The organism is Streptomyces sp. SLBN-118 (assembly GCF_006715635.1).
In the GTDB taxonomy this organism is placed as follows: domain Bacteria; phylum Actinomycetota; class Actinomycetes; order Streptomycetales; family Streptomycetaceae; genus Streptomyces.
The window spans coordinates 1,627,612-1,647,312 of record NZ_VFNP01000002.1; the positions used below are offsets into that span (position 1 = coordinate 1,627,612).

Here is a 19,701-nt window from a genome sequence, read left to right on the forward strand (position 1 = left end):
GCGTCAGTCCCTCATCCGAAGAAGTTACGGACGTGCTCCAGGCCGTCGATCAAGGCATCGACCTCGGCCGGCGTGGAGTACAGATAGAACGACGCCCGCGTGGTCGCAGGAATTCCGTACCGGAGGCAGACCGGCCGCGCGCAGTGGTGGCCGACCCGGACCGCGATGCCCTGCTCGTCGAGGACCTGGCCCACGTCGTGCGGGTGGATGTCTCCCAGGGTGAAGGAGATCGCCGCGCCGCGCTCCTCGGCCGTGGTGGGGCCGATGATCCGCAGGTCGGGGACCTCGAGGAGCCGCTTCACCGCGTACTCGGTAAGGGCGTGCTCATGCTGGGCGATCTTGTCCATGCCGATCGAGGTGAGGTAGTCCACGGCCGCGCCGAGGCCGACGGCCTGGGCGATCGGGGGCGTACCGGCCTCGAATTTGTGCGGCGCGGGCGCATAGGTGGAGGAGTGCATCGAGACGGTCTCGATCATCTCGCCGCCACCGAGGAACGGCGGAAGGTCCTCCAGCAGCTCCTGGCGGCCCCACAGCACGCCGATCCCCGTCGGTCCGCACATCTTGTGGCCGGTGAAGGCCACGAAGTCGGCGCCGAGCGCCTGGACGTCCAGCGGCATGTGCGGCGCGGCCTGCGAGGCGTCGACCAGAACCAGCGCGCCCACGTCCTGCGCGCGGCGCACCAGTGCTTCGACCGGGTTGACCGTGCCCATGATGTTGGAGACCAGAGTGAAGGAGACGATCTTCGTCTTCTCGGTGATGATCTCGTCGATGTTGGACAGATCGAGGCGGCCGTCGTCGGTGAGGCCGAACCACTTCAGCTTCGCGCCGGTGCGCTGCGCCAGCAGCTGCCACGGGACGATGTTGGAGTGGTGCTCCATCTCCGTGATGACGATCTCGGTCTCGTGGTCCACGCGGTAGGGCTCGTCCGCCCAGCCGAGCATGTTGGCCACGAGATTGAGCGACTCGGAGGCGTTCTTGGTGAAGATCACCTCGTCGCGGCTCGGCGCGTTGATGAAGGCGGCGACCTTGTCGCGGGCACCCTCGTACAGCGCCGTGGCCTCCTCGGCGAGTACGTGAATACCGCGGTGGACGTTCGCATTGTGCTGTTCGTAGTACTCGCTCAGCACATCGAGGACCTGGCGCGGCGTCTGCGACGTCGCCGCGTTGTCCAGGTATACGAGCTTCTTCCCGTCGTGGATCAAGCGGTCCAGGATCGGGAAGTCCTTGCGGATCGCCTCGGTGTCGAGGAGGCCCGGCAGCTGTGTCACGCGGATACGCCACCCTTCGTGTATGCCTCGTAGCCCTCGGCCTCGAGCTTGTCGGCGAGCTCGGCGCCGCCGGACTCGGCGATGCGGCCGTTCGCGAAGACGTGAACGAAGTCGGGCTTGATGTAGCGCAGGATGCGCGTGTAGTGGGTGATCAGCAGGGTGCCGACCTCGCCGCTCGCGTGGACGCGGTTGACGCCCTCGGAGACCTGGCGCAGTGCGTCGACGTCCAGACCGGAGTCGGTCTCGTCGAGGATCGCGATCTTCGGCTTGAGCAGCTCCAGCTGAAGGATCTCGTGGCGCTTCTTCTCACCGCCGGAGAAGCCCTCGTTCACATTGCGCTCGGCGAAGGCCGGGTCCATCTGGAGCGTCTCCATCGCGGACTTGACCTCCTTCACCCAGGTACGCAGCTTGGGGGCCTCGCCGCGGATCGCCGTCGCCGACGTACGCAGGAAGTTGGAGACCGAGACGCCGGGGACCTCGACCGGGTACTGCATGGCCAGGAACATGCCGGCGCGGGCGCGCTCGTCGACGGTCATCTCCAGGACGTCCTCGCCGTCCAGGGTCACGGTGCCACGGGTGATCGTGTACTTGGGGTGGCCCGCGATGGAGTAGGCGAGGGTCGACTTGCCGGAGCCGTTGGGGCCCATGATGGCGTGGGTCTCGCCCTGCTTCACGGTCAGGTCGACGCCCTTGAGGATCTCGCGGGGGCCGTTCTCGGCCTCGACGGAGACGTGCAGGTCGCGGATTTCAAGCGTTGCCATGGGTGACTCAGGACTCCTGGGTGACGGAGACGAGCACATCGTCCCCTTCGATCTTGACGGGGTATACGGGGACGGGGCGCGTCGCGGGGAGACCGGACGGCTTGCCGGTACGGAGGTCGAAGCTGGAGCCGTGCAGCCAGCACTCGATCTGGCAGTCCTCCACCTCGCCCTCGGACAGCGAGACGTTCGCGTGCGAGCAGACATCGTTGATGGCGAAGACCTCGCCCTCGGTCCGGACGACCGAGATCGGCGTGCCGTCGAGTTCCACCCGCTTCGGGGTGTCCTCCTCCAGCTCGCTCAGCCCACAGGCTCGGACGAAGGCGGCCATCAGACGGACGCCTCCAGCTCCGCGTCGATCTTGGCGAGCAGGCGCTCCTCGACGTCGGGCAGACCGATCTTCTGGACCAGCTCGGCGAAGAAGCCGCGGACCACGAGGCGGCGGGCCTCGTCGGCCGGGATTCCCCGGGACTGGAGGTAGAAGAGCTGCTCGTCGTCGAAGCGGCCGGTGGCGGAGGCGTGACCGGCGCCCACGATCTCGCCGGTCTCGATCTCCAGGTTCGGTACGGAGTCGACGCGCGCGCCGTCCGTGAGGACGAGGTTGCGGTTCATCTCGTAGGTGTCCGTGCCCTCGGCCCGCGCCTCGATGAGGACGTCGCCGATCCACACCGCGTGCGCGTCCTGACCCTGCAGCGCGCCCTTGTAGGCGGCGTTGGAGCGGCAGTGCGGGGCGTTGTGGTCGACCAGGAGCCGGTGCTCCTGATGCTGGCCCGCGTCGGTGAAGTAGAGGCCGAGGAGCTCGGCCTCGCCGCCGGTGCCCGCGTAGGAGACCCGCGGGTGCAGACGTACGAGATCGCCGCCGAAGGTGACCACGATCGACTTGAACGAGGCGTCCCGGCCGACCAGTGCGTTGTGCTGGGCGACGTGGACGGCCTTGTCGTCCCAGTCCTGGACGGAGACGACGGTGAGCTTCGCGCCGTCGCCGAGCAGGTAGTCGACATTGGCGGCGAGGACCGCGTCGCCGGTGTGGTCGACGACCACGACGGCCTCGGCGAAGGCGCCGAGCTCGATGACCTGGTGGGCGAAGGCGGTGCCGCCCTCCCCGTGCACGGCGATCCGGACCGGCTCGGTGAGCACGGTCTCCTTGGGCACGGTGACGACCGAGGCCTTCTCGAAGGAGGAGTACGCCTGGGCGGCCACGCGGTCCACCGGAGTGCCGGCCCTGCCGAGCCGCGCGTCCTCCCGGCCGACGGTCTCGACGACGACGCCGTCGGGCGCCTCGACCTCCACCTTGATGCCGGTGCCGGTCGCGAGGGCGGTGCCGTCGTGCAGACCGGCCAGCCGCTCCAGCGGAGTGAAACGCCACTCCTCCTCACGGCCGTGCGGGACCGGGAAGTCCGCCACGTCGAAGGAAGGCGGCGCACTCATGCGGGTGGCGACGGTCGACTCGGCGGCCACCGCGATGGAGCCGGCAGTGGTGGACCCCGCCGGAATGTTCTGAGCCTCAGCCATGGCTGTCGTCGTGCTCTCTCTCTGCCTCTGCGTAAGAAATCAGTCGCTGCTGGGGAGGGCGGGCTGGGCTTAGCCGACCGACCCCTCCATCTGCAGCTCGATCAGCCGGTTGAGCTCCAGCGCGTACTCCATCGGGAGTTCCTTGGCGATCGGCTCGACGAAGCCGCGCACGATCATCGCCATCGCCTCGAACTCCGTCATGCCGCGGCTCATCAGGTAGAAGAGCTGGTCCTCGGAGACCTTGGAGACGGTCGCCTCGTGGCCCATGGACACGTCGTCCTCGCGCACGTCCACATAGGGGTACGTGTCGGAGCGGGAGATGGTGTCGACCAGCAGCGCGTCACAGAGCACGTTGGACTTCGCGCCCGGCGCGCCCTCGCCGATCTCGATCAGACCGCGGTAGGAGGTACGGCCGCCGCCTCGCGCCACCGACTTGGAGACGATGTTGGAGGAGGTGTTCGGGGCCATGTGAACCATCTTGGCGCCGGCGTCCTGGTGCTGGCCCTCGCCCGCGAAGGCGATGGACAGGGTCTCGCCCTTGGCGTGCTCGCCCATCAGGTAGACCGCGGGGTACTTCATGGTGACCTTGGAACCGATGTTGCCGTCGACCCACTCCATGGTCGCGCCCTCGTACGCCACGGCGCGCTTGGTGACCAGGTTGTAGACGTTGTTCGACCAGTTCTGGATCGTCGTGTAGCGGCAGCGGCCGCCCTTCTTGACGATGATCTCGACGACGGCGCTGTGCAGCGAGTCCGAGGAGTAGATCGGGGCGGTGCAGCCCTCGACGTAGTGGACGTAGGCGTCCTCGTCGACGATGATCAGCGTCCGCTCGAACTGGCCCATGTTCTCCGTGTTGATACGGAAGTAGGCCTGCAGCGGGATGTCGACGTGCACACCCTTCGGCACGTAGATGAACGAGCCGCCGGACCACACGGCGGAGTTCAGCGAGGCGAACTTGTTGTCGCCGACCGGGATGACGGTGCCGAAGTACTCCTGGAAGAGCTCCGGGTGCTGCTTCAGCGCGGTGTCCGTGTCGAGGAAGATGACGCCCTGCTCCTCCAGGTCCTCACGGATCTGGTGGTAGACGACCTCGGACTCGTACTGGGCGGCGACACCGGCGACCAGGCGCTGCTTCTCCGCCTCCGGGATGCCGAGCTTGTCGTAGGTGTTCTTGATGTCCTCGGGCAGGTCCTCCCAGGACTCCGCCTGCTTCTCCGTGGAGCGCACGAAGTACTTGATGTTGTCGAAGTCGATGCCCGACAGGTCCGAGCCCCAGCTCGGCATGGGCTTCTTGCCGAACAGCCGCAGGCCCTTCAGGCGCAGCTTCAGCATCCACTCCGGCTCGTTCTTCTTCGCAGAGATGTCACGGACGACGTCCTCGGAGAGGCCGCGCTTGGCAGCTGCGCCCGCCGCATCGGAGTCGGCCCAGCCGAATTCGTACGTACCCAGACCCTCGAGTTCGGGGTGGGCAGTCTCCGTGGGGAGAGTCATGCGGGGTTCCTCCCGGCCGTGCTTGTGGATGCTGACGGTGTGGTGGTCTGTGGTGCGCTGTGCGGGATGAACGTGGTGCAGACGCCGTCGCCGTGGGCGATGGTGGCAAGACGCTGCACATGCGTTCCCAAGAGGCGGGAGAAGACCTCGGTCTCCGCCTCGCACAGCTGGGGGTACTGCTCGGCGACATGGGCGACCGGGCAGTGGTGCTGGCAGAGCTGCTCGCCGACCGGTGCGTTACGCGCCGTAGCAGCGTACCCGTCGGCGCTCAGAGCCTTGGCCAGGGCTTCGGTGCGCTGCTCGGGGGGAGCGGCGTCGACCGCCTTGCGGTAGGCCTTTGCCTGCGCCTCGAGCCGGTCCCGGGCGAAGGCGGCGACGGCTGCCTCACCAGCTGCCCCTCCACCTGCGGCCCGCTCGATCCAGCGCAGCGCGTCGACGGCCAGTGTGTCGTACGACTGCTCGAAGGCGTCCCGGCCGCAGTCGGTCAGGGCGAACACCTTCGCGGGCCGCCCGCGTGTGCGCGCGCCGTAGACCCGCTGCTCACGGGCTTCGACGACGTTCTCGTGCACGAGCGAGTCGAGATGGCGGCGGACGGCGGCCTGGGTGAGGCCCAGGCGTCCCGCGAGATCGGCCACGGTGGACGGGCCGTGATCCAGGATGGAGCGCGCGACCCGGTTGCGCGTGGAGCGCTCACCAGTCGCGAGTTCCTCCTGCGGAGCCTCGCCAACGTTTTTCACAACGCCATTGTTGCGTAATTCCTCTGGACGTGACAACTGCCGTCCATGGTGTGACCCGGTGCGCTTCATCACTAAGGGTTACCTAAGAACAGGGCCCGCCCGGCGGCAGCCGGACGGGCCCTGACCAGGTAATACCCGGAATTAATGCGGCAAGATCCAGAAGGTCGGCGACCCTGATCGAATTCACCGGGGTCCTGCCGGAATTTGCCACGAATCCGAGGCCGGCAGACCGGCCGTGACCTGCAGCGGCCGTGAGTGAGGACCCGGTCAAGCCGCGCCCATGGAGCTCGGCGTTCGGATCCGCCGCGCCCGCGATACTCCGAGTGGTGGACGGTTCACCGGCGCTGCCCATGGTGGGGGTGCCCTGGCAGTTGTCGTCGCGGAAACGCCTCAGGAGCCAGTTCAGGCCATTCACCTCACCGGCGCCGACGGGTCCGGGACCCGCTCCCCAAGGGCCTTCAACCCCCGCCTAGACTCCTCGGCATGCGAAGCGAGTCCGTCGTCCAGATCCGGGGCCTGGTGAAGCGGTACGGATCCAAGACGGCCGTGGACGGCCTCGACCTCGAGGTCCCCCGTGGCTCCGTGACCGCCGTCCTCGGCCCCAACGGAGCCGGAAAGACCACCACGGTCGAGACCTGTGAGGGCTACCGCCGCGCCGACAAGGGCACGGTACGGGTCCTCGGCCTCGACCCGGTCGCCGACGCCGCGCGGCTGCGCCCGAGTATCGGCGTGATGCTCCAGTCCGGCGGCGTGTACCCGGGCGCCCGCGCGGAGGAGATGCTGCGCCACATGGCGAAACTCCACGCCCACCCGCTGGACGTGGACGCGCTCATCGAGCGCCTCGGCCTCGGCAGCTGCGGCCGCACCACCTACCGGCGGCTCTCCGGCGGCCAGCAGCAGCGCCTGGCACTGGCCATGGCCGTGGTCGGCCGCCCCGAACTGGTCTTCCTCGACGAGCCGACCGCCGGACTCGATCCGCAGGCCCGCCGCTCCACCTGGGAACTCGTAGGCGAACTGCGCCAGGACGGCGTCTCCACCGTCCTGACCACGCACTTCATGGACGAGGCCGAACAGCTCGCCGACGTTGTCGCGATCATCGACGCAGGCAGGGTCATCGCCCAGGGCAGCCCGGAACAGCTCTGCCGCGGGGGCGCCGAGAACACCCTGCGCTTCACCGGGCGCCCCGGCCTCGACGTCGGCTCACTGCTCAAGGCCCTGCCCGACGGCACGGAGGCGGTCGAGCTCACCCCAGGCGCGTACCGCATCACGGGCCAGGTCGACCCGCAGCTGCTGGCGACCGTGACCTCCTGGTGCGCTCAGCACGGGGTGATGCCCAACGGCATCTCGGTCGAGCGCCACACCCTGGAGGACGTGTTCTTGGAACTGACGGGCAAGGAGCTGCGCTCATGATGCGGGATCACATGGGTCGCCCCGACCGGGGGTCCGGGGGTTGTCCCCCGGGAAGACACAGCTTGGAGCTGACCGGCAAGGAGCTGCGCTCATGAGCGCCGGTACGTACACACCGCGGCCCGGCGCCGCTCCGGTCGGGCGGATGATCGCCGCGCAGGCCGCGTTCGAGACGAAGATGCTGCTGCGCAACGGCGAACAGCTGCTGCTCACCGTGATCATCCCGTCGCTGCTGCTCGTCCTGTTCTCCACGGTCGATGTCGTCGACACGGGCAGCGGCGAGCCCGTCGACTTCCTGGCCCCGGGTGTTCTCGCGCTGGCCGTCATGTCCACCGCCTTCACCGGCCAGGCCATTGCGACCGGCTTCGAGCGGCGGTACGGAGTGCTCAAGAGGCTCGGCGCCTCGCCGCTTCCCCGCTGGGCGCTGATGGCCGCCAAGACCCTGTCCGTACTGGCCACCGAAGTGCTGCAGATCGTGCTGCTGACGGTCATCGCCTTCGGGCTCGGCTGGTCCCCGCACGGGAACCCTCTCTCCGTACTGCTACTGCTCGTCCTCGGCACCGCCGCCTTCTCCGGCCTCGGCCTGCTGATGGCCGGAACGCTCAGGGCCGAGGCCACGCTCGCCGCGGCCAACCTGGTCTTTCTGCTGCTCCTTGTGGGCGGCGGGGTGATCGTGCCGCTGGACAAATTCCCGGACGCGGCCGCTACGGTGCTCGGGCTGCTGCCGATCTCGGCGCTCTCGGACGGACTGCGTGAGGTGCTCCGGCACGGCGCGGGAGTGCCGTGGGGCGATCTGGGCATCCTCGCCCTCTGGGCGGTGCTCGGACTGGGGGTAGCTGCCCGGCTGTTCCGCTGGGAGTAAGGATCTGTCAGGCTCACGCGTCTTCCGCCGGGACTGACCCACGGGCCAGTATGAGCCTGCCAAGATCCGCACGGTGGGAGGCGTCTATGGAGCGGACTGCCGCACTGCGACTGGACGCGGAATGGACCAAGATCAGGTCCCGCAGGGCCGGCGTCTCACCTCGCGAACGCGAGCGCCTGCTGAGGGATCTCATCGCGGCGCTCTCCCCGCACGCCGAGGACGACCTCGCCCTCACCGCCCGGCTCAGCCTGCGATACGGCGATCTCGCCCGGCACCACTTCGACACGGGCCGCCGAGCCGAGGCCCTGAAGGCGATTCGCGAGGCGGTCCGGCGCTGCGAGGGGCCCGCCGGGCACGACGACGAGCACGCCCGCTGGTACGCAAGGGCACTGATCAGCCAGGCCGTCTATCTCGCCGAGCCGCTCAGCGACGAACTGGGCATGCCGCGGTACGCCTTCCCGCCGGACGGCGAGCGGCCTTCCCCCGAAGACCAGGCGGACGGGCACACCGCTCTCGCGGCCACCCTGCGGGCGATCCAGGTCTGGGAGCGCCTCGACCAGACCGAACCGCGCAACCGTGAGGGCCTGGCCCAGGCCCATGTCTTCCTGGGCGACCGTCTTGAGGAACTGGGGCAGCCGGCGGACGCGGCGGCCTGGGCGGTGCGGGCGGAGCGCGAGTTCCACGCCCTGTGGCCGAACCCCGACGCTTGCGAGCCAACCCATGCCGCTGCTCTGGAGCACCTGAGCGACCAGCTGGAGCGCAGGCTGCGGCGATGCACCTTCGACGGCGGGCTGACGCGGCTGCGCTCACAGGGCCTGCTTCCGCAGCGGCTGCTGCCGCTCGCGGTGGTGGCGGCGCGTATCGAGGGCGTGGAGCCGGACGCGATCGCCGAGGGTCTCGACCTGGACGGCACGGAGGTGCGGCGGATCCTGCGGGCGCGGTCGTGGCGTGCGGTGTGGCGGTTCGACGTACGCGACGGAGCCGACGGGTCCTGGACCCCGATGAGGCACCCCTGGCGCGGCGCGGACGCGGTGACGGACCGCAGCGCGGAGGCGGTCGCGGCCGAACTGACGGATGCGTTTGTGCACTCGCCGGACCGCCCGCCGCCGTCGGTGGCATGGCGGATCGCGGTGTGGTGGGAAGAGGAGGAGCATCTCGACGGCTCGCGCTACCGGCGGACGTTCGAGCCGTCATGACCCGGGCGTGGCGACGGCGCCGCGTCGACACCCTGGTGACGGAGCTCTCCCGGGCGGGGCACCCCCGGACCCCGGGCATGCACGGGGCCCCGCCTACGATAGGGCCCGTGCAAACCCCCCTCGCCTATATCGCCCAGCGCTGGACACCCACCCCGCGGACCGTCCGGCGTGCCGCTCTCTCCGCCGTCGTGATGAGCGTGGTCATCATCGTCACCGGCGGCGCGGTCCGGCTGACCGGCTCCGGCCTGGGCTGCGACACCTGGCCCAAGTGCACGGACGACAGCCTCTTCGCCACGCCCGAGCAGGGCATCCACGGCGCGATCGAGTTCGGCAACCGGATGCTGACGTACGTACTGTCGGCCGCCGTCGGCTGGGCGATCGTCGCGGCGAGCGCGGCCCGGCCCCGCCGCCGCGGGCTGTCCCGGCTGGCCTGGTCGCAGTTCTGGATCGTCATGGGCAATGCCGTCCTCGGCGGCATCACCGTATGGGCGGGCCTCAACCCGTGGACCGTGGCGGGGCACTTCCTGCTCGCCACCGGGCTCCTCACGGTCACCACGGTCACCTGGCATCGGGCCGGTGAGGGGGACGGCGCCCCGCGCCCACGCGTCCCGCGCCCGGTGCGCAAACTGTCCTGGGCGATCGTCGTCACCTCCGTGCTGCTGATCGCGCTCGGCACCTCGGTGACCGGCTCCGGCAAGCACGCCGGCGACAGCAGCGATGTTCCGCGTATGCCCTGGGACTGGGCGGACGCCGCGCACGTCCACGCGATCGGCGCCTGGGTCGTCTGTGCGCTGGCCGTCGCGATGTGGCTGCTGCTGCGCGTGGTCGACGCCCCCGACGACACCCGGGCACGCGCCCGCGATCTGCTGATCGTGCTGCTCGCGCAGGGGGCGATCGGTTACGTCCAGTACTTCACGCATGTCCCCGAGGCCCTGGTCGCCGCCCATATGCTCGGCTCCGCGCTGATGTGGATCGCGGTGGTGCGGCTCGCGCTGAGCCTGCGTGAGCGCCCGGAGTCGTCGGCGGCTCTCCCGGCCCGGGCCGAGTCCGCGCTATCGAATGTCTGACGGCCCGCTGTCCGGCAGTCCGTAGACGCGGCGGGCGTTGCCCGCGGCGATCATCCCGGCGACCCGGTCCGCGTCCGTACGGGACCAGGCACCGTCGCCCACCCAGTCACCGAGCACTCGCGCCAGCGCCTCCTTGAAGATCCGCGCGCCCACCACATGCAGTTCGGGCAGCCCGCGCGCGCCGCTGGAGAAGAGCAGCTTCCCGAACGGCGCCAGCTCCAGGATCTCGGCGAGCACGGCCGCCGCCCGCGCCCCCGTATGCACGAGGGCGGGCCCCAGATCGGCGTACACATGCGGGAAGACGCTCGCCAGATGTGCGGCGTGACGGTGGTACGGATAGCCGTGCAGCAGCACCAGATCGGTGCCGAGACCCGCCGAGGCGGCCGCGAAACCGGTCATCAGCATCGGGTCCTCGACGCCGACGTGCAGCTGGAGCGGCAGTCCCGAGGCCACCGCGATCCACAGCAGGTGCCGCACCAGCACCGGATCGGTGAGCGTGCCGCCGACCTGCCGTCCGCCCAGCCAGCGCCCTGCGGCCCCGCGCACTTCCCCGGGGCCGGGCGGCTCCGGGGCCAGGGCGAGTCCGTGCCCCACAGCCGCGACCGAGGTGAAGGCGACGGCGGATGCGGCGGCCCCGTGTACGGCCTCGGCGAGGTTCGTGAGGAAGCTGTCGACGGTGCCCGAGGTGTCGGCGACCTGTTCGGCGAGCAGTTCGAGGCGGACGATCTCCCGGGCCTCGGCCGCACCCGCGGCGGCGATCTCGGGTGGCCCGGTGAGGTCGCCGGGCAGTCCGGTGTCCACCAGATAGGTGGAGATCCCGCTGCCCCTCAGCAGCCGTCTGCCCGCCTCCAGTACACCGAGCTCGCGGCGGCGGGCGAGGTAGTGGGCGGGCGGGCAGTGCGCCTCAAGACCGAGCAGCGGCGGGCACCAGCGCCGTACCGCGAAGCCCGTCTGGGTGTCGAAGAACGTGGTTCCGGGTGCGGGCGGCCCGGCGGTCCTGCCCAGGTGCGCCTCGAAGGTGCCGAGGCCCAGCTCTGTACGGAGGACGCCGTGGCAGTACTGGTCCACGAGGGTCGGGGTGTCGATCATCGGGGCTCCCAGTCGTGGACCGTGCTTCCACAGTCCTAACGGGTGACACCCCGACGAGGTGTTGCTCAGCCGTTGGAAGGACCGCCGAGCTGGATGCCTGCCATCCGGCTCCACTCGTACGGACCTGTGCGCACCTTGGCGGCGAACTCGCCGTCGAACGACTCGTGCAGCGTGATTCCGGCCTTCTCGGCCGCGGCCTCGGCGATGGAGTGGTTCGGCGCGACGAGGTCGCCCCAGCCACCGTCCTCGCCGACGAGCACGATGCGGGTGCCCATCTGGCCTATGTACGCGAGCTGCCCCTCGGCGCCGCCGTGTGCCTTGGAGAAGGCGCCGATCTGCTTGGCGAGCCTGGCCGCCTTGCGCTCTGCCTGCTTGGTGTCTGCCATGCCCGCGATGCTACTCGCCGGTAGGGCGAATGTGCCAGCAGGAACCAACCGCTGGACCTAGCTGAGGAACGGGTCGATCGCGACGGCCACGAAGAGCAGCGACACATAGGTGATGGACCAGTGGAAGAGCCGCATCTCCTTGAGCTTGCCGCCCGTCTCGCCCGCCTTGGCGCGGTTCTGCAGGGAGTGCGCCTCCCAGAGCCACCAGCCGCCCGACGCGAGCGCCACCGTTGTGTAGAACCAGCCGGTGTAGCCGAGCGGCGTGAGCAGCAGCGAGACCGCGACCATCACCCAGCTGTAGAGGACGATCTGGCGGGCGACGACCCGGTTGGAGGCGACGACGGGGAGCATCGGGACGCCCACGCGCGCGTAGTCCTCCTTGACCTTCATGGACAGCGGCCAGTAGTGCGGCGGCGTCCAGAAGAAGATGACCAGGAAGAGGATCACCGCTGCCCACGACATCGAGTTGGTGACGGCCGACCAGCCGATGAGGACCGGCATACAGCCCGCGATGCCACCCCAGACGATGTTCTGGGCGGTACGGCGCTTGAGGATCATCGTGTAGACGACGACGTAGAAGAGCAGGGCGCCGAGCGACAGGGCTGCGGACAGCCAGTTGACCAGCAGTCCGAACCAGAGCGTCGAGACGACGGTGAGGACGAGGCCGAAGACGAGGCCCTCGCGCGGCGACACCATTCCGGTGACCAGCGGGCGCTGGGACGTGCGGTCCATCAGCGCGTCGATGTCGCGGTCGATGTACATGTTCAGCGCGTTGGCGCCACCCGCGGACAGGTAGCCGCCGATACACGTCGTGAGCACAAGCCAGAGGTCGGGGACATCCTGTGCGGCCAGGAACATCACCGGGACGGTGGTGATCAGCAGCAGTTCGATGATCCGCGGCTTGGTCAGCGCCACGAATGCCTTGACGCGGGCCCCGAACGGCCGATGGCCCCCCGGGCTGGGAGTCAAGACGACCCCTGCGGGTCGGGACTCGACGGCCGTCACGCACACCCCTGACAGAGAATTCCCAGCAAGCTCCCGGAGTGAGGACCGGGTGAAGACTTGCGCGTACCACGCCACTCTAGACGTTGCCCAGACACCGATCTTCGCGGGGGTGGCCTCGTGTTGAGCGGCGGCCGGGCGGTGTGCGTATACATCGCCGACAGGCGCGGACGCGGCTGTCGCGGCACCCTGGCCGTGTCTGCCGTTTTGAATGGCGAGCACTCGAAAAGCCGGGCGTTGCTCCGGGGGTAGGCTCGTCACCGCCGCGGGTCCTGAGACCGGGTGGCCGCAAGCCCGGTGCTTCCGTCGTCGCCGGGATACGAACATGTGGAGAGGAGCCCTGACCCAGGGTGAGCACCAAGCCGACCACCACAGACCTCGAGTGGACCGATCTGGACCAGCGGGCTGTTGATACCGTCCGCGTCCTGGCCATGGATTCCGTACAGAAGGTCGGCAACGGCCACCCCGGTACGGCCATGAGCCTCGCGCCCGCCGCCTATGTGCTGTTCCAGAAGCTGATGCGGCACGACCCCGCCGACGCGGACTGGACCGGCCGCGACCGTTTCGTGCTGTCCGCCGGGCACTCGTCGCTGACGCTCTACATCCAGCTCTACCTGGCCGGGTACGGCCTTGAGCTGGACGATCTCAAGGCGTTCAGGATGTGGGGCTCCAAGACCCCCGGCCACCCGGAATACGGGCACACGACGGGCGTCGAGACGACGACCGGCCCGCTCGGCCAGGGTGTCGCCAACGCGGTGGGCATGGCCATGTCCGCCCGCTACGAGCGCGGCCTGTTCGACCCGGACGCCGCTCCGGGCACCTCCCCGTTCGACCACACCATCTGGGCCATCGCGGGCGACGGCTGCCTCCAGGAGGGCATCTCCGCGGAGGCGTCCTCGCTGGCCGGGCACCAGAAGCTGGGCAACCTGGTGCTGCTGTGGGACGACAACCACATCTCCATCGAGGGCGACACGGAGACGGCCGTCTCCGAGGACACCCTCAAGCGGTACGAGGCATACGGCTGGCATGTGCAGCGCGTCGAGCAGCTGCCGAGCGGCGACCTCGACCCGGCCGGTCTCTATCGTGCTCTGAAGGCGGCGCAGGCCGAGACCGAGCGCCCCTCCTTCATCGCGGCCCGCTCGATCATCGCCTGGCCCGCCCCGCACGCGCAGAACACCGAGGCCGCGCACGGCTCGGCGCTCGGCGACGAGGAGGTCGCGGCCACGAAGCGCGTCCTGGGCTTCGACCCGGAGAAGAGCTTCGAGGTCTCCGAGGCCGTCCTCGCGCACACCCGTGAGGCACTCGACCGCGGCCGTGAGGCGCGGGGCGAGTGGGAGAAGACCTTCGCCGCGTGGCGTACCGCCAACCCGCAGCGCGCCGCCGAGTTCGACCGGATCCGCGCGGGCGAGCTGCCCGCGGGCTGGGAGGAGAAGCTGCCGGAGTTCGAGACCGGCAAGGGTGTCGCCACCCGCGCCGCCTCCGGCAAGATCCTCCAGGCGCTGGGCGCGGTCATCCCCGAGCTGTGGGGCGGCTCCGCCGACCTGGCCGGCTCGAACAACACGACGATCGACAAGACGTCCTCGTTCCTGCCCGACGGCAACCCGCTGCCGGGCGCGGACAAGTACGGCCGCACGATCCACTTCGGCATCCGCGAGCACGCCATGGCCGCGACCATGAACGGCATCACGCTGCACGGCAACACCCGTGTCTACGGCGGCACTTTCCTGGTGTTCTCCGACTACATGCGCAACGCCGTGCGGCTCGCCGCGCTGATGCACCTGCCCGTGACGCACGTGTGGACGCACGACTCGATCGGTCTCGGCGAGGACGGTCCGACCCACCAGCCCATCGAGCATCTGGCCTCGCTGCGCGCCATCCCGGGCCTGAACGTCGTCCGCCCGGCCGACGCGAACGAGACCGCGATCGCCTGGCGCGAGATCCTCAAGCGCTACACCAAGAAGTTCGGCGTGGGCGCCCCGCACGGCCTCGCACTGACCCGCCAGGGTGTGCCGACGTACGAGCGCAACGAGGAAGCCGCCAAGGGCGGTTACGTGATGTTCGACGCCGAGGGCGGCAAGCCCGAGGTGGTCCTCATCGGTACCGGCTCCGAGGTGCAGCTCGCCGTCGAGGCGCGCGAGCAGCTGCAGGCCGCGGGCATCCCTACCCGGGTCGTCTCGATGCCGTGTGTCGAGTGGTTCGAGGAGCAGGACCAGCAGTACCGCGACTCGGTGCTGCCGCCGGCCGTGAAGGCTCGCGTGGCAGTCGAGGCCGGTATCGGTCTGACCTGGCACCGTTTCGTGGGAGACGCCGGTCGCATCGTTTCGCTGGAGCACTTCGGCGCTTCGGCCGACGGCAAGGTTCTCTTCCGTGAGTTCGGCTTCACTGGCGATGCGGTGGCCGCTGCCGCGCGGGAATCTCTTGAGGCCGCGGCGCGCTGACGCCCGTATACGACAAGTAGGAGATGCAACTCTCATGACAGACGCACTCAAGCGCCTCTCCGACGAAGGCGTCGCGATCTGGCTCGACGACCTGTCCCGCAAGCGGATCACGTCCGGCAATCTCGCCGAACTGATCGACCAGCAGCACGTCGTGGGCGTCACCACCAACCCCTCGATCTTCCAGAAGGCGATCTCGCACGGTGACGGTTACGAGCAGCAGCTCGCCGACCTCGCCGTGCGCAAGGTGACCGTCGAGGAAGCCGTACGCATGATCACGACGGCGGACGTCCGCGACGCCGCCGACATCCTGCGCCCGGTCTTCGACGCCACCGGCGGCCAGGACGGCCGGGTCTCCATCGAGGTCGACCCGCGCCTGGCGCACAACACCCCGGCCACGATCGCCGAGGCCAAGCAGCTGGCCTGGCTGGTGGACCGTCCCAACACCCTCATCAAGATCCCGGCGACAAAGGCCGGTCTGCCGGCGATCACCGAGGTCATCGGCAAGGGCATCAGCGTCAATGTCACGCTGATCTTCTCGCTGGAGCGCTACCGCGAGGTCATGGACGCCTACCTGGCCGGTCTGGAGAAGGCCAAGGCCGCAGGCCTGGACCTGTCCAAGATCCAGTCCGTCGCCTCGTTCTTCGTGTCCCGCGTGGACACCGAGATCGACAAGCGTCTGGACGCGCTGGGCACGCCCGAGGCGAAGGAGGCCCGCGGAAAGGCGGCCGTCGCCAACGCCCGTCTGGCCTACGAGGCGTACGAAGAGGTCTTCAGCAGCGACCGCTGGTCCGCGCTCGACAAGGCGCAGGCCAATAAGCAGCGTCCGCTGTGGGCCTCGACCGGCGTCAAGGACCCGTCGTACAAGGACACGCTGTACGTCGACGACCTGGTCGCGCCCGGCACGGTGAACACCATGCCGGAGGCCACCCTCGACGCCACCGCCGACCACGGCGAGATCACCGGTGACGCCGTGCGCGGCACCTACGAGCAGGCGCGTGCCGACCTCGACGCGGTCGCGAAGCTCGGGATCTCCTACGACGATGTCGTCCAGGTCCTCGAGGACGAGGGTGTCGAGAAGTTCGCCGTGTCCTGGAACGACCTGCTCAAGTCGACCGAGGCCGAACTCAGGCGCCTCGCTCCTTCGGAGGGCTGACCACCTTGTCCGGTATTGGCGGAGCCAACCCGCTCCGTGACGCCGCAGACCGACGGCTCCCGCGTATCGCGGGGCCGTCGGGCCTGGTCATCTTTGGCGTTACGGGCGATTTGTCACGTAAAAAGTTGATGCCTGCCATCTACGACCTGGCCAATCGCGGCCTGCTGCCGCCGGGCTTCTCGCTCATCGGCTTCGCCCGCCGCGAGTGGAAGCACGAGGACTTCGCCCAGGAGGTCCACGACGCCGTCAAGTCCCACGCCCGTACGCCGTTCCGCGAGGAGGTCTGGCAGCAGCTCATCCAGGGGATGCGCTTCGTCCAGGGCGATTTCGGCGACGACGACGCCTTCGAGACGCTGAAGTCCACCATCGAGGACCTGGACAAGGAGCAGGGCACCGGCGGCAATTTCGCCTTCTACCTCTCTGTGCCGCCGAAATTCTTCCCCAAGGTCGTCCAGCAGCTCAAGAAGCACGGCCTGGCCGACCAGACGGACGGCTCCTGGCGCCGCGCGGTCATCGAGAAGCCCTTCGGCCACGACCTCGTCTCCGCCATGGAGCTCAACCAGGTGGTGCACGAGGTCTTCCCGGCCAACGAGGTCTTCCGGATCGACCACTACCTCGGCAAGGAGACGGTCCAGAACATCCTGGCGCTGCGGTTCGCCAACACGCTCTTCGAGCCGATCTGGAACCGCTCGTACGTCGACCATGTCCAGATCACCATGGCCGAGGACATCGGCATCGGCGGCCGCGCCGGCTACTACGACGGCATCGGCGCCGCCCGTGACGTCATCCAGAACCACCTGCTCCAGTTGCTCGCGCTGACCGCGATGGAGGAGCCCGCCTCCTTCGACGCGGACGCGCTCGCGGCCGAGAAGACCAAGGTACTCGGCGCGGTGAAGCTGCCCAAGGACCTGGCCACCGGCACCGTGCGCGCGCAGTACGCCGCGGGCTGGCAGGGCGGCGAGAAGGCCGTCGGCTACCTCCAGGAAGACGGCATCGACCCCAAGTCGAAGACCGACACCTACGCGGCCGTCAAGCTGGAGATCGACAACCGCCGCTGGGCGGGCGTCCCGTTCTATCTCCGTACCGGCAAGCGGCTCGGCCGCAGGGTCACCGAGATCGCGGTGGTCTTCCAGCGCGCCCCGCACTCCCCCTTCGACCGCACGGCCACCCAGGAGCTGGGGCAGAACGCCCTGGTGATCCGGGTCCAGCCGGACGAGGGTGTGACGATGCGGTTCGGCTCGAAGGTGCCGGGCACCTCGATGGAGGTCCGGGATGTCTCGATGGACTTCGCGTACGGCGAGTCCTTCACCGAATCCAGCCCCGAGGCGTACGAGCGCCTCATCCTCGACGTCCTGCTCGGCGACTCCAACCTCTTCCCGAGGCTGGCCGAGGTCGAGCTCTCCTGGAAGATCCTGGACCCGATCGAGCAGTTCTGGGACAAGCACGGCAAGCCCGCGCAGTACCAGGCCGGTACGTGGGGCCCGGTCGAGGCGGACGAAATGCTCGCACGAGACGGACGGAGCTGGCGTCGGCCATGAAGATCGACCTTACGGACACCACCTCCGGCAAGATCAACAAGTCCCTGGTGCAGGGGCGCCGCGCGATCGGCACCCCTGCCGTCGGCATGGTGCTCACCCTCGTCATCGTCACCGACGAGGAGAACGCCTACGACGCGCTGAGGGCCGCGAACGAGGCCTCCCGTGAGCACCCCTCACGCACCCTCGTCGTCATCAAGCGCGTCTCGCGCTCGCCGCGCGACCGGGCCAAGGCACGCCTGGACGCCGAGGTGCGCGTCGGCGCGGACGCGGGCACCGGCGAGACGGTGGTGCTCCGGCTGTACGGCGAGGTCGTCAACCACGCCCAGTCGGTGGTCCTGCCGCTGCTGCTGCCCGACGCGCCGGTCGTGGCCTGGTGGCCGGTGAACTCGCCGACCGACCCGGCCAGCGATCCGCTGGGCGCGCTGGCGCAGCGCCGCGTCACGGACACGTACGCCTCCGAGCGGCCGGTGGACGAACTGACGGCCCGCGCCGAGGCCTACACCCCGGGCGACACCGATCTGTCCTGGACCAGGATCACGCCGTGGCGCTCCATGCTCGCGGCCGCCCTGGACCAGGTGACCTGCGAGGTCACATCGGTCGAGGTGGAGGGCGAGGAGTTCAACCCGAGCTGCGAACTGCTCGCCATGTGGCTCGCCGACCGGCTGAACGTACCGGTGAAGCGCTCGCTGTCCTCCGGTCCGGGCCTCACTGCCGTACGGATGGAGACCAGCACCGGACAGATCGTGCTCGGCCGTCCGGACGGTTCGCTCGCGACGCTGTCCATCCAGGGGCAGCCGGACCGGGCGGTCGCGCTCAAGCGGCGTGAAACGGCCGAGCTGATCGCGGAGGAACTGCGGCGGCTCGACCCGGACGACACCTACGCCTCGGCACTGCGGTTCGGCGTCGACCGGCTGGCCGACGGGGAGGACGGCGCGGCCGACACGCCCAAGTCCGCCGAGAAGTCCGCCACTGCGAAGAAGGCCGCGCAGGCCAAGAAGGCGGCCGCGAAGTGAGTGCACCGCAGCTCGTCGTCCACCGTGACAAGGAGCTGATGGCACAGGCCGCGGCGGCACGCCTGATCACCAAGATCGTGGACGCGCAGGCCGCACGCGGCTCGGCGTCGGTGGTCCTGACGGGCGGCCGCAACGGCAACGCCCTGCTGGCCGCGCTGGGGGCCTCCTTGGCCCGGGACGCGATCGACTGGCCGCGCCTCGACCTGTGGTGGGGCGACGAGCGGTTCCTCCCGGAGGGCGACCCGGAGCGCAATGTGACGCAGGCCCGTGAGGCCCTGCTCGACAGCGTGCCGGTGGATCCTGCGCGGGTGCATGCGATGCCCGCGTCGGACGGCCCGCACGGCAACGACGCGGACGCCGCGGCCGCCGCGTACGCCGCCGAACTCGCCGCGGCGGCGGGCCCGGAGGACCACGGTCCGGTGCCGACGTTCGACGTCCTGATGCTGGGCGTCGGACCCGACACGCATGTCGCCTCGCTCTTCCCCGAGATGCCCGCGGTCCGCGAGTCGTCCCGCACGGTGGTGGGCGTCCACGGCGCGCCCAAGCCCCCGCCCACGCGGATCTCGCTCACGCTCCCGGCGATCCGGGCGGCACGCGAGGTCTGGCTGCTTGCGGCGGGCGAGGACAAGGCGAAGGCGGCGCGGATAGCGCTGTCGGGTGCGGGAGAGGTCCAGGCACCGGCCGCGGGGGCGTACGGCCGCAGCCGGACGCTGTGGCTGCTGGACGCGGCGGCGGCCTCGGGCCTGCCGCGGGGGTTGTACCCGCCGGCGTCGCCCTGACCGGG

Annotated in this window: 18 protein-coding genes; 9 read left to right on the plus strand and 9 right to left on the minus strand. The window is 69.6% G+C overall.

Features of this window, described 5'->3' with window-relative positions; translation table 11 throughout:
* Nucleotides 1-11: 11 nt before the first annotated feature.
* The 6 genes from FBY35_RS26080 to FBY35_RS26105 form a co-directional block, all read right to left on the minus strand.
* Nucleotides 12-1,268: a cysteine desulfurase gene (locus FBY35_RS26080; RefSeq protein ID WP_142216414.1), complete on the minus strand. Its 1,257-nt coding sequence runs from the start codon at nt 1,266-1,268 to the stop codon at nt 12-14.
* On the minus strand, nt 1,265-2,029 hold the full coding sequence (gene sufC, locus FBY35_RS26085; RefSeq protein WP_142216415.1) for a Fe-S cluster assembly ATPase SufC: 765 nt from the start codon (nt 2,027-2,029) through the stop codon (nt 1,265-1,267). Before sufC ends, FBY35_RS26080 begins: the two co-directional genes overlap by 4 nt.
* Before the next feature lie 7 nt (nt 2,030-2,036).
* Nucleotides 2,037-2,357: a bifunctional 3-phenylpropionate/cinnamic acid dioxygenase ferredoxin subunit gene (locus FBY35_RS26090; RefSeq protein ID WP_142216416.1), complete on the minus strand. Its 321-nt coding sequence runs from the start codon at nt 2,355-2,357 to the stop codon at nt 2,037-2,039.
* Entirely contained in the window at nt 2,357-3,538 is a 1,182-nt protein-coding gene (gene sufD / locus FBY35_RS26095) for a Fe-S cluster assembly protein SufD (protein ID WP_142216417.1), read from the minus strand. The genes FBY35_RS26090 and sufD overlap by 1 nt, the downstream gene beginning before the upstream one ends.
* 69 nt (nt 3,539-3,607) lie before the next feature.
* The gene (gene sufB, locus FBY35_RS26100) at nt 3,608-5,029 is read right to left on the minus strand and encodes a Fe-S cluster assembly protein SufB (RefSeq protein WP_142216418.1); all 1,422 of its coding nucleotides are present in this window, start codon (nt 5,027-5,029) and stop codon (nt 3,608-3,610) included.
* A complete protein-coding gene (locus tag FBY35_RS26105) occupies nt 5,026-5,766 on the minus strand; it encodes a metalloregulator ArsR/SmtB family transcription factor (protein WP_142216419.1) in 741 nt (246 codons plus the stop codon). Before FBY35_RS26105 ends, sufB begins: the two co-directional genes overlap by 4 nt.
* A gap of 483 nt (nt 5,767-6,249) precedes the next feature.
* Between FBY35_RS26105 and FBY35_RS26110 the strand changes: the two genes are divergently transcribed.
* The 4 genes from FBY35_RS26110 to FBY35_RS26125 all read left to right on the plus strand — a co-directional run bounded on the left by FBY35_RS26110 (nt 6,250) and on the right by FBY35_RS26125 (nt 10,298).
* Nucleotides 6,250-7,176: an ABC transporter ATP-binding protein gene (locus FBY35_RS26110; RefSeq protein WP_142216420.1), complete on the plus strand. Its 927-nt coding sequence runs from the start codon at nt 6,250-6,252 to the stop codon at nt 7,174-7,176.
* 91 nt (nt 7,177-7,267) lie between these two features.
* Nucleotides 7,268-8,035 carry an ABC transporter permease gene (locus FBY35_RS26115; RefSeq protein WP_142216421.1) on the plus strand — a complete coding sequence of 256 codons (768 nt, stop codon included), beginning with the start codon at nt 7,268-7,270 and terminating at the stop codon, nt 8,033-8,035.
* A gap of 86 nt (nt 8,036-8,121) precedes the next feature.
* Nucleotides 8,122-9,231, plus strand: coding sequence for a hypothetical protein (locus tag FBY35_RS26120; RefSeq protein WP_142216422.1), 1,110 nt, complete (start codon nt 8,122-8,124; stop codon nt 9,229-9,231).
* A 77-nt stretch (nt 9,232-9,308) separates the two neighbouring features.
* Nucleotides 9,309-10,298, plus strand: a complete 990-nt coding sequence (locus tag FBY35_RS26125) for a heme A synthase (RefSeq protein ID WP_142218171.1) — start codon at nt 9,309-9,311, stop codon at nt 10,296-10,298.
* On the opposite strand, the gene FBY35_RS26130 is transcribed toward FBY35_RS26125, so the two are convergent.
* From FBY35_RS26130 to FBY35_RS26140, 3 genes are all read right to left on the minus strand, one after another.
* Nucleotides 10,284-11,387 (minus strand): amidohydrolase family protein, encoded by a 1,104-nt coding sequence (locus FBY35_RS26130; RefSeq protein ID WP_142216423.1) that lies wholly within the window; start codon nt 11,385-11,387, stop codon nt 10,284-10,286. The genes FBY35_RS26125 and FBY35_RS26130 overlap by 15 nt on opposite strands.
* 65 nt (nt 11,388-11,452) lie before the next feature.
* Entirely contained in the window at nt 11,453-11,773 is a 321-nt protein-coding gene (locus tag FBY35_RS26135; protein ID WP_142216424.1) for a hypothetical protein, read from the minus strand.
* Nucleotides 11,774-11,830: 57 nt separating this feature from the next.
* Nucleotides 11,831-12,778 carry a heme o synthase gene (locus tag FBY35_RS26140; protein WP_142216425.1) on the minus strand — a complete coding sequence of 316 codons (948 nt, stop codon included), beginning with the start codon at nt 12,776-12,778 and terminating at the stop codon, nt 11,831-11,833.
* Between the two features lie 347 nt (nt 12,779-13,125).
* Here FBY35_RS26140 and tkt point away from each other — a divergent pair, with 347 nt between their 5' ends.
* From tkt to pgl, 5 genes are read left to right on the plus strand one after another with little or no spacing between them, the layout of a single operon-like run.
* Complete coding sequence (tkt, locus tag FBY35_RS26145) at nt 13,126-15,213, plus strand: transketolase (RefSeq protein WP_142216426.1); 2,088 nt, start codon at nt 13,126-13,128, stop codon at nt 15,211-15,213.
* A gap of 34 nt (nt 15,214-15,247) precedes the next feature.
* Entirely contained in the window at nt 15,248-16,366 is a 1,119-nt protein-coding gene (gene tal / locus FBY35_RS26150) for a transaldolase (protein WP_142216427.1), read from the plus strand.
* Nucleotides 16,367-16,371: 5 nt separating this feature from the next.
* Nucleotides 16,372-17,904 carry a glucose-6-phosphate dehydrogenase gene (gene zwf / locus FBY35_RS26155; protein WP_142216428.1) on the plus strand — a complete coding sequence of 511 codons (1,533 nt, stop codon included), beginning with the start codon at nt 16,372-16,374 and terminating at the stop codon, nt 17,902-17,904.
* Nucleotides 17,901-18,917: a glucose-6-phosphate dehydrogenase assembly protein OpcA gene (opcA, locus tag FBY35_RS26160; protein ID WP_142216429.1), complete on the plus strand. Its 1,017-nt coding sequence runs from the start codon at nt 17,901-17,903 to the stop codon at nt 18,915-18,917. Before zwf ends, opcA begins: the two co-directional genes overlap by 4 nt.
* The gene (gene pgl / locus FBY35_RS26165) at nt 18,914-19,696 is read left to right on the plus strand and encodes a 6-phosphogluconolactonase (RefSeq protein ID WP_142216430.1); all 783 of its coding nucleotides are present in this window, start codon (nt 18,914-18,916) and stop codon (nt 19,694-19,696) included. The genes opcA and pgl overlap by 4 nt, the downstream gene beginning before the upstream one ends.
* Nucleotides 19,697-19,701: the final 5 nt, after the last annotated feature.